At 72.7% G+C, this 8,535-nt stretch carries 9 protein-coding genes; 2 read left to right on the forward strand and 7 right to left on the reverse strand.

Going from position 1 to position 8,535, the window contains the following annotated elements; translation table 11 throughout:
• Position 1: 1 nt before the first annotated feature.
• The 7 genes from A6Q81_RS06965 to A6Q81_RS06995 all read right to left on the reverse strand — a co-directional run bounded on the left by A6Q81_RS06965 (position 2) and on the right by A6Q81_RS06995 (position 6,946).
• Positions 2-790 (reverse strand): exodeoxyribonuclease III, encoded by a 789-nt coding sequence (locus tag A6Q81_RS06965; protein WP_286689973.1) that lies wholly within the window; start codon positions 788-790, stop codon positions 2-4.
• Between the two features lie 86 nt (positions 791-876).
• A complete protein-coding gene (gene mnhG, locus A6Q81_RS06970; protein ID WP_286689974.1) occupies positions 877-1,212 on the reverse strand; it encodes a monovalent cation/H(+) antiporter subunit G in 336 nt (111 codons plus the stop codon).
• Positions 1,209-1,487 carry an MrpF/PhaF family protein gene (locus A6Q81_RS06975; protein WP_286689975.1) on the reverse strand — a complete coding sequence of 93 codons (279 nt, stop codon included), beginning with the start codon at positions 1,485-1,487 and terminating at the stop codon, positions 1,209-1,211. The genes mnhG and A6Q81_RS06975 overlap by 4 nt, the downstream gene beginning before the upstream one ends.
• Entirely contained in the window at positions 1,484-2,017 is a 534-nt protein-coding gene (locus A6Q81_RS06980; protein ID WP_286689976.1) for a Na+/H+ antiporter subunit E, read from the reverse strand. The genes A6Q81_RS06975 and A6Q81_RS06980 overlap by 4 nt, the downstream gene beginning before the upstream one ends.
• The gene (locus A6Q81_RS06985) at positions 2,014-3,621 is read right to left on the reverse strand and encodes a Na+/H+ antiporter subunit D (protein WP_286689977.1); all 1,608 of its coding nucleotides are present in this window, start codon (positions 3,619-3,621) and stop codon (positions 2,014-2,016) included. The genes A6Q81_RS06980 and A6Q81_RS06985 overlap by 4 nt, the downstream gene beginning before the upstream one ends.
• Positions 3,618-4,037 (reverse strand): Na(+)/H(+) antiporter subunit C, encoded by a 420-nt coding sequence (locus A6Q81_RS06990; RefSeq protein WP_067854384.1) that lies wholly within the window; start codon positions 4,035-4,037, stop codon positions 3,618-3,620. The genes A6Q81_RS06985 and A6Q81_RS06990 overlap by 4 nt, the downstream gene beginning before the upstream one ends.
• Entirely contained in the window at positions 4,034-6,946 is a 2,913-nt protein-coding gene (locus A6Q81_RS06995; protein ID WP_286689978.1) for a Na+/H+ antiporter subunit A, read from the reverse strand. Before A6Q81_RS06995 ends, A6Q81_RS06990 begins: the two co-directional genes overlap by 4 nt.
• Positions 6,947-7,082: 136 nt before the next feature.
• Between A6Q81_RS06995 and A6Q81_RS07000 the strand changes: the two genes are divergently transcribed.
• Together A6Q81_RS07000 and A6Q81_RS07005 are read left to right on the forward strand one after the other, a co-directional pair.
• Complete coding sequence (locus A6Q81_RS07000; RefSeq protein ID WP_286689979.1) at positions 7,083-8,150, forward strand: Rv3626c family coenzyme F420 biosynthesis-associated protein; 1,068 nt, start codon at positions 7,083-7,085, stop codon at positions 8,148-8,150.
• Positions 8,151-8,234: 84 nt separating this feature from the next.
• Positions 8,235-8,535 (forward strand): PP-loop family protein (locus tag A6Q81_RS07005; protein ID WP_286689980.1); only part of this gene is annotated, 301 nt, incomplete at its 3' end.

Consider the following 8,535-nt stretch of genomic DNA (forward strand, 5'->3'; position numbering starts at 1 on the left):
CTCAGGCGAGGTCGACCACGACGGGGGCGTGGTCGCTCGCGCCCTTGCCCTTGCGCTCCTCGCGGTCGATGAACGCCCCGTCGACGCGGGCCGCGAGGGCGGGGGAGGCGAGCACGAAGTCGATGCGCAGACCGCGCTTCTTCGGGAACGCCAGCTGCTGGTAGTCCCAGTACGTGTACGTGCCGGGCCCGGGGGCGTAGGGGCGGACGACGTCGCTGAAGCCGGTGTCGACCACGGCACGGAACGCGGCACGCTCGGGCTCGGACACGTGGGTCTTGCCCTCGAAGACCGCCATGTCCCACACGTCGTCGTCCTGCGGGGCGATGTTCCAGTCGCCGGTGAGCGCGATCTGCGCGTCGGGGTCGGCCGCGAGCCACCCCTCGGCGTCGGCACGGAGTCGGGCCAGCCACTCGAGCTTGTAGGCGTAGTGCTCGTGCTCGAGGTCGCGGCCGTTCGGCACGTACAGGCTCCACACGCGCACGCCGCCGCACGTCGCGCCGACCGCGCGGGGTTCGAGCACCGGCGGGTCGCCGAACGTCGGCTGGTCGGCGAACGACGTCGTGACGTCGTCGAGCCCGACCCGCGACAGCAGGGCCACCCCGTTCCACTGGTTGAGGCCGACGTGGACGTACTCGTAGCCCATCGACGACAGCTCGAGCGCCGGGAACTGGTCCTCGCGGCACTTCGTCTCCTGGATGGCGAGCACGTCGACGTCGTGCCGTTCCAGGAAGGCCGTCACCCGGTCGACGCGGCTACGGATCGAGTTCACGTTCCAGGTCGCGATACGCACCCCCCGAACCTACCTCCCCGCGTCTTGGACACTTCCGGGGCACTCCACCGGCTCGGGGACACCCGGAAGTGTCCGAAACGGGGGGACTACGCGTCGTCGAGGTCGTTGCGCTCGAGGCGGGAGGTGTCGGCGATGCCGGTGCGGAAGGCGGCGCGCGCGACCATGTGGGCCGACACCGGCGCCGTGACGAGCTGGAACAGCGCGACGAGGGCGATGATCGTCAGGGCACCGGGGTCGCGGACGCGCAGCGCCAGGCCCGCGAGCACCAGAAGGAGACCGAGCGTCTGCGGCTTCGTGGCCGCGTGCATGCGGGTCAGCACGTCCGGGAACCGCACCAGGCCGATCGCGGCCACCAGCGCCAGCGCGCTGCCCAGCAGCAGCAGCGCCCCCGACGCGACGTCGACGAGCAGGTCGGTCGTCATGCGTCCTCTTGGGGGGCGTCGATGTCGCGGGCGGCGAAGCGGGCGATGCTCACCGAGCCCAGGAACCCGACCAGGGCCAGCGCGAGCAGCACGGGCGCCGTGTCGACGTGGCCGGCGATCGCCGCCTCGACGCCGACCGCGGACAGGCAGGCCGCGACGAAGACGTCGGCCGCGACCGTGCGGTCGAGCATCGTCGGCCCGCGGACGATCCGGACCAGGCAGAGGACGCCCGTGACGGCGAGCATCGACGCGCACGCGACGGCGACGGGGATCATCGGGACACCTCCTGCGCGTGGCGACGGTACGCGTCGCGCTCGTCCTTCGGCGCCATCGCCTCGACGACGCGTCGCTCCTGCTCGTGGACGCTCGCGACCGCCCGGTCCAGGTGCTCGGGGGAGCGGGCGTCGAGCACGTGCAGGTACAGCGCGGGCTGCTCGGGGTCGAGCTCGACCAGCAGCGACCCGGGCACCAGCGACACCAGCTCGGCCGTCACCGTGACCAGCAGCTCGTTGCGCGTCTCCAGCGGCACCCGCACGACGGCGCTCGGCGGCGGCGCGGCCGGGCGCACGGCCAGCCACGACACCTGCACCGACGCGCGCACGAGGTCGACGACGAAGCGCAGCAGCATCGTCAGGGTCGGCCAGGGGCGCAGCGTCCAGCGCCACGGGGCCTGCGGGAACGGGAACAGCATCAGCACGAGCACCGACGTGAGCACGCCGCCCACGACCAACGTCGGCGTGATCGCGCCCCACAGCAGCAGCCAGATCGCGGTCAGACCGACGACGATCCGCCAGCGCGGCATCATCGGTCGCCGCCCAGGACGGCCTGCACGTACGGCGTGCGCTGCAGCAGCTCGTCGGCCGCGGCGTCGGTGACGCGGAACAGCGGACCGGCGAAGACGGTGAGCGCGACCGAGGCGACCACGAGGCCGAGGGTCGGCAGACCCATGCCGAGCGGCAGCCGCTGCTCCTCGGCGACGCGGGCCCACGACGACGTCTGCTGCGTGCGGGTGGACACGTCGCCACCGCCGTGCAGGGCGCCGTGCGACCAGACGTCGGAGCCGTCGTCGACCACCGACTGCGCGAGGTCGTCGTCGACCGGCTGCCAGAAGGCGCGGTTCCAGACCTTCGCGACGGCGTACAGCGTCAGGAGGCTCACCGCGACGCTGGCCACGACGGCCGTGACGGCCAGCCAGTCGCCAGCCTCGATGCCCGCCCGGCCGAGCGCGACCTTGCCGAGGAAGCCGGAGAACGGCGGGATGCCGGCCAGGTTCATCGCCGGCACGAAGAAGGCGACGGCGAGGATCGGCGCCGACCGGGCCAGACCACCGAGCCGGTCGAGGTTCGTCGTGCCCGTGCGGTACTCCACGAGCCCGGCCAGCAGGAACAGCGCCGTCTGCACGGTGATGTGGTGCGCGATGTAGTAGACCGCGCCCGACAGCGCGAGCTCCGACCCCAGGGCCACCCCGAGCAGCATGTAGCCGATGTGGCTCACCAGGGTGAAGGACAGGATGCGCTTGATGTCGGTCTGTGCGACCGCGCCGAGGATGCCGACGACCATCGTGAGGATCGCCATGGTGAGCAGCAGCGGGCGGAGGGAGTCGTCGGGGAACAGCAACGTCTGGGTACGGACGATCGCGTACACGCCGACCTTGGTGAGCAGGCCGGCGAAGACGGCGGTGACCGGTGCCGGCGCGGTCGGGTAGGAGTCGGGCAGCCAGGCCGACAACGGGAACACGGCCGCCTTGATGCAGAACACGGTGAGCAGCAGGAGCTGCAGCAGGTGCGCGACCGCGGGGTCGAGGTCGCCGAGCCTCTGCGACAGCTGCGCGAAGTTCACGGTGCCGACGGCGGCGTAGATGCAGGCGATCGCGATGAGGAAGATGATCGACGACAGCAGGCTGACCACGATGTAGACCGTGCCGGCGCGGATCCGCGCCTCCGTGCCGCCGAGCGTGATGAGCACGTAGCTGGCCGCGAGCAGCACCTCGAACCCGACGAACAGGTTGAACAGGTCGGCCGACAGGAACGCGTTGGACACCCCGGCGCTCAGCACGAGGTACGTCGGGTGGAACACCGACAGCGGCGTGTCGCGGCCGTACTCGACGATGCCCTGCCCGAAGGAGTAGAGCAGCACGGCGAGGGTCACCACGGACGAGACGAGCAGCATCAGCGCTGACAGTCGGTCGGCGACGAGGGTGATGCCGATCTCGGGTCCCCAGCCGGCGACGGTCAGGGCCTGCGGGCCCTGCGTGTCGGCCCGGTACAGCAGCACCGACGCGGTGGCGACCACGGCCGTCAGGACGGCGACGCTGACGATGCGCTGGGCGCGCGCGGACCGGCCGAGCACGAGGCACAGCCCCGCGCCGAGCAGCGGGAGGAGCACGGGCAGGACGACGAGCTGGGTCATGCGTCGGCACCTTCCTCGTCGGGGACGTCGGTCTCGGGCTCGTCGAAGGAGCTCGACGTCTCGTCGGCCTCGGCGCGCCGGCGGATGAGGTCGTCCTCGACGTCGTCCTTCACGTCGTCGTTGCCCGAGAGCTGCCACGACCGGTAGGCCAGGGCCAGCCCGAACGCGCTCACGCCGAGGGTGATGACGATCGCCGTGAGGGCCATGGCCTGGGGGAGCGGGTCGGTGATGCCGCCGCGGCCGACGATGGGCGGTGCGCCGCTGGGGCCCGACGCCACGAGGAACAGCAGGTTGACGCCGTTGCCGACCATGACGAAGCCGACCAGGATCCGGCTGAGGCTGCGCTCGAGCATGAGCGTGGTGCCGCAGCCGACGAGGACGACGATGGCGAGCACCAGGGCGAGGTCGACGGTCATGCGGGCGCCCCTCCCCGGGAGGGAGTGCTGGTGCACTCCTCGGACAGGCCGGAGTCGGTGTGCCCCTGCTCGCCGTGGCGGTCGATCCCGCCGCCCAGGCTGCGCAGGACGTCGAGCGCCAGGCCGACGACCACGAGGTAGACGCCGACGTCGAACGCGACCGACGTGACCACGTGCACGTCGCCGAGCAGCGGCACCGGGATGTCGAACACGCCGCTCTGGAAGGTGTTGGCGCCGACGAGCACCGGCACGATCCCCGACAGCGCCGCGACGGCCAGGCCCGACCCCAGCACCACGCCGGCGTCGACGGGCGCCGCGGCGTCGAGCTCGCGCCGACCGCCGGCGAGGTAGCGCACCGCGAGCGCGAGGCCCGCGACCAGCCCGCCGGCGAAGCCGCCGCCGGGCGTGTAGTGGCCCGTGAACATCAGGTAGACCGAGAAGATCATCAGCACCGGGAACACGGCGCGGGCCACCACCTCGAACACGACGGAGCGGCGCACGTCCTCCAGGGCCACGGCGCCGGGCAGCCAGCCCTGGCGCTCGTCGCTCGGTCCGGGCCGGGCGCGACGCGTCTCGCGGTGGGACTGCGCGCGGTCGGTGATGAGGAAGATGAGGCTCGCGATGCCGGTGGCGGCCACGACGAGCACGGCCAGCTCGCCGAAGGTGTCCCACACGCGGATGTCGACGAGGGTGATGTTGACGATGTTCTCGCCGCCCCCGAACTCGTAGGCCGGCCCCTCGAAGGCACGACCGATGGGCGACGCCGTCCGGGCGTTGGCGGCGACGACCGCGTAGGCGCCGACGGCGATCCCCGCGGTCGCGCCGATCGCGATGCGCACGCGTCGGGTGACGGTGAAGGGACGGTCGGAGAAGAACGGGGTGAAGCGACGCAGCACGAGCACGAACGTCACGAGCGCGAAGGTCTCGACGAGCACCTGGGTGAGCGCGAGGTCAGGGGCGCCGTGCAGCACGAACAGCAGGGCGGTGCCGTAGCCGGTCACGCCGAGCAGGAGCACGGCTCGCAGCCGGCGGCGCGAGCGCACGGTCAGGAGGGCGGCGGCGCACACGAGCGCCACGGTCGCGACCCGCAGGGCGTCGTCGGGGCCGAAGGTGCTGCCGTCGCCGACGGAGACGTCGGGCGTGCCCCACGCTCGCACGGCGGCCGTGCCGGGGACGACCACGAGCACCACGAGCACGATGCCCAGGTAGAAGGGGAGCGAGCCGCGCTGCGTGAAGCCGGTGACCTCGATGCTCGCGCGGTCGACCCCCCGCACGATCCAGTGGTAGCTGCGCTCGGCGTCGGGCAGGTGCAGCCGCTCGACGAGGGTCGTCTGCAGACGCGCGACGGGTCGGCGCAGCAGCCAGAGGGCGAGACCGCCGACCACCACCACGACCGACAGCCAGAGGGCGGGGGTGAACCCGTGCCAGAGGGTCAGGACGGGCGCGTGCGCGCCCTCGGCGAACACGTCGCTGTAGGACTCGAGGCGCGGGGTGAGCACACCGCCCGCGAAGCCTGCCACCAGGCCGAGGACGGACAGGACGACCGGCGAGGCCTGGAACATCGCCCCGGGTGGGTTCAGCGTCGGGGTCGCGACCTGCTTGGTGCCGAAGGTGCCCCACACGAACCGCGCGGTGTAGGCGACGGTCAGCACCGACCCGACCACCAGACCGGCGAGGGCGAGGGTGCCCCAGGCGCCGATGCCAGCGTCGTCCCCGAGGTCGACGAAGGCCGCGAGCGCGGCCTCCTTGGTGGTGAACCCGAGGAGCGGGGGCAGGCCCGCCATCGACGCGGCCGCCAGCACGGTGGCCACGAAGAGGACGGGCAGGGAGCGGGCGAGGCCCGTGAGCTCGCGCAGGTCGCGCGTGCCGACACTGCGGTCGACCACGCCCACCACGAGGAAGAGGGTCGACTTGAACAGCGCGTGGCCGAGGACGAGCGACAGGCCGGCGAACGCCGCCGCGCGGGTCCCGGCCCCGGCGACGGCCACCAGGAAGCCGAGCTGGCTCACCGTGCCGTAGGCGAGCAGCAGCTTGATGTCGTGCTGGCGGAGGGCGCGCAGGCCGCCGATGATCATCGTGACGATGCCGAGCGTCAGCAGCACGGGGCGCCAGCCCGGGGTGTCGGCGAACGCGGGCGCCATGAGCAGCACGAGGAACACGCCGGCCTTCACCATGGCCGCGGCGTGCAGGTAGGCGCTGACGGGGGTGGGTGCCGCCATGGCACCCGGGAGCCAGAAGTGGAACGGGGCCAGGGCCGACTTGCTGAGCGCGCCGACGAGGAGCAGCGCGACCGCGGCGGTGACGGCCGGGCCGGACGGCGGGTCGGCGACGACCTCGCTCAGGCGAGGGGTGCCGGTCTGCGCGTGCAGCACGAACAGGCCGACGAGCATCGAGAGCCCGCCGAACGTCGTGACGAGAAGGGCGTTCATCGCGGCGCGACGGTTCGCACGGCGTTCGGGGTTGTGGCCGATGAGCAGGTACGACAGGACGGTCGTCAGCTCCCAGAACACGAACAGGACGTACATGTTGTCCGACAGGACGAGCCCGAGCATCGCCCCCGCGAACGCCGTCAGGACACCGGAGAAGCGCCAGATCTCGGGGTCGCCCTGGCGAAAGTACCAGCCGCAGTACAGGAGGACCAGCGCGCCGACGCCGGTGACGACCAGCGACATGATCGCGGTGAGCGGGTCGAGCACGAGATCGACGTCGACACCCAGGCTGGGGATCCACGACCACCGCTCGACGACCGGCGCACCACCGTCGGTGACGTCGAGCGTGCGGGGGAGCAGCCAGAGGAACGAGGCGGCCGGGACGAGGGCCAGCACGACGAACGCGCGGCGGTCGAGCAGCCGGGTGAGGGCGGGGGCCCCCGCTGCGGCGACGAGGTGCAGCGCGAGAAGCCCGATCATTGCCGCCATCCTATCGGGCGGCTCCGTGCGACGGCACGTCGTACCGTGGGCGCATGAGCGAGCGTCAGCGAGTGAACAACGAGACCGTCATGCTGCGCGTCTCGTACCCTGTGCTGTTCTCGACCAGGCGCGGAGCATGATCGACTGGCGCGTCGCGCGGAGCACGGCGACGACCCTCACCCGGCCCGGCCCCGACCTCTCGGCCGCGGAGGCCGACGACGTGGTCGCCGAGCTACGCGAGGCGGCGGCGCGGTCGGAGGGTCCGGTGCGTGACTTCTCCGACCTGCACGCCCCCGACACGGTGCAGGCGCAGGCGCCGGTCCTCGTCGTCGACCGTCCCCGCTGGATCGAGGCCAACCTGGCCACGTTCGAGGTGCTGATGGACCCGGTCGTGGCCCGGCTCGAGCAGGGTCGCTCGGGCGGTGCGGGCCCGGTCGGCGGGCTGACGCGCGCCGTCGGGAGCCGGGTCAGCGGGGCGGAGGTGGGCGGCCTCGTCGCGCTCCTCTCGGGCAAGGTGCTGGGCCAGTTCGACCCGTTCTGGACCGGACCGCGCGGCGAGGGCGGACGTCTCCTGCTCGTGGCGCCCAACATCGTCCAGGTCGAGCGCAGCCTCGACGTCGACCCGCACGACTTCCGGCTGTGGGTCTGCCTGCACGAGGAGACGCACCGGGTGCAGTTCACCGCCGTGCCGTGGATGCGCGACCACCTCCGCACGCTGATCGACGAGCTGACGGAGGCCACCGACCTCGACTCCGAGGCGCTGCAGCGCTTTCTCACCGACGGGCTCCCGGAGCTGGTCAAGGTCGTGCGCGGCACCTCGGAGGCCTCGCTGGCCGAGGTGTTCCAGAACGAGCGGCAGAAGGCCGTGGTCGACCGGATCACGGGTGTCATGTCGCTGCTCGAGGGCCACGCCGACGTCGTCATGGACGGGGTCGGCCCCGACGTCATCCCGACGGTCGCCACCATCCGTCGCCGGTTCGACTCGCGGCGCAAGGGCGGCAACGGCGTCGACCGGCTCCTGCGCCGGCTCCTCGGCCTGGAGGGCAAGATGCGTCAGTACCGCGACGGTGCGGTGTTCGTGCGCCGGGTGACCGACCAGGTGGGCCTCGCCGGGTTCAACGCGGTGTGGGAGAGGCCCGAGAACCTGCCCGACCGCGCCGAGATCACCGACCCGGGCGCCTGGGTCCGGCGCGTCCACGGCTGACGGGCTCGTCGGGTGAGGCTGCTCGACGCCGAGGCCCGTGGTCGCGCGGGGGTCCGGGCCGGCCTCGCCGACCTCGACGCCGCCGTGCCGGTCGTGCTCGGGGTCTCCGGTGGTGCCGACTCGTTGGCGCTCGCCGCGTGCGCGGCCTTCGTGGCCGACCGCGACCGTCGCCCCGTCCGTGGCGTCGTGGTCGACCATGGCCTGCAGGACGCGTCGGCCGAGGTGGTCCGGGTGGTCGTCGGGTCCGACGGGGGACCGGAGGGTGCCGCGCGCTCGGCGCGACGCGCAGCCCTCCTGGACGCTGCGGGTCCTGAGGGGGTCGTGCTCCTCGCCCACACGCTCGACGACCAGGCCGAGACGGTCCTGCTCGGGCTCGGCCGGGGGT

It is taken from the genome of Aeromicrobium sp. REDSEA-S38_B2 (assembly GCF_001628525.1).
Classification (GTDB): Bacteria; Actinomycetota; Actinomycetes; order Propionibacteriales; family Nocardioidaceae; genus Aeromicrobium; species Aeromicrobium erythreum.

What these genes read in the sequence shown, in the direction of transcription:
- mnhG (WP_286689974.1), bottom strand. Translation starts at nt 1,212, where the DNA reads ATGACGACCGACCTGCTCGTCGACGTCGCGTCGGGGGCGCTGCTGCTG.
- A6Q81_RS06975 (WP_286689975.1), bottom strand. Translation starts at nt 1,487, where the DNA reads ATGATCCCCGTCGCCGTCGCGTGCGCGTCGATGCTCGCCGTCACGGGC.
- A6Q81_RS06980 (WP_286689976.1), bottom strand. Translation starts at nt 2,017, where the DNA reads ATGATGCCGCGCTGGCGGATCGTCGTCGGTCTGACCGCGATCTGGCTG.
- A6Q81_RS06985 (WP_286689977.1), bottom strand. Translation starts at nt 3,621, where the DNA reads ATGACCCAGCTCGTCGTCCTGCCCGTGCTCCTCCCGCTGCTCGGCGCG.
- A6Q81_RS06990 (WP_067854384.1), bottom strand. Translation starts at nt 4,037, where the DNA reads ATGACCGTCGACCTCGCCCTGGTGCTCGCCATCGTCGTCCTCGTCGGC.
- A6Q81_RS06995 (WP_286689978.1), bottom strand. Translation starts at nt 6,946, where the DNA reads ATGATCGGGCTTCTCGCGCTGCACCTCGTCGCCGCAGCGGGGGCCCCC.
- A6Q81_RS07000 (WP_286689979.1), top strand. Translation starts at nt 7,083, where the DNA reads ATGATCGACTGGCGCGTCGCGCGGAGCACGGCGACGACCCTCACCCGG.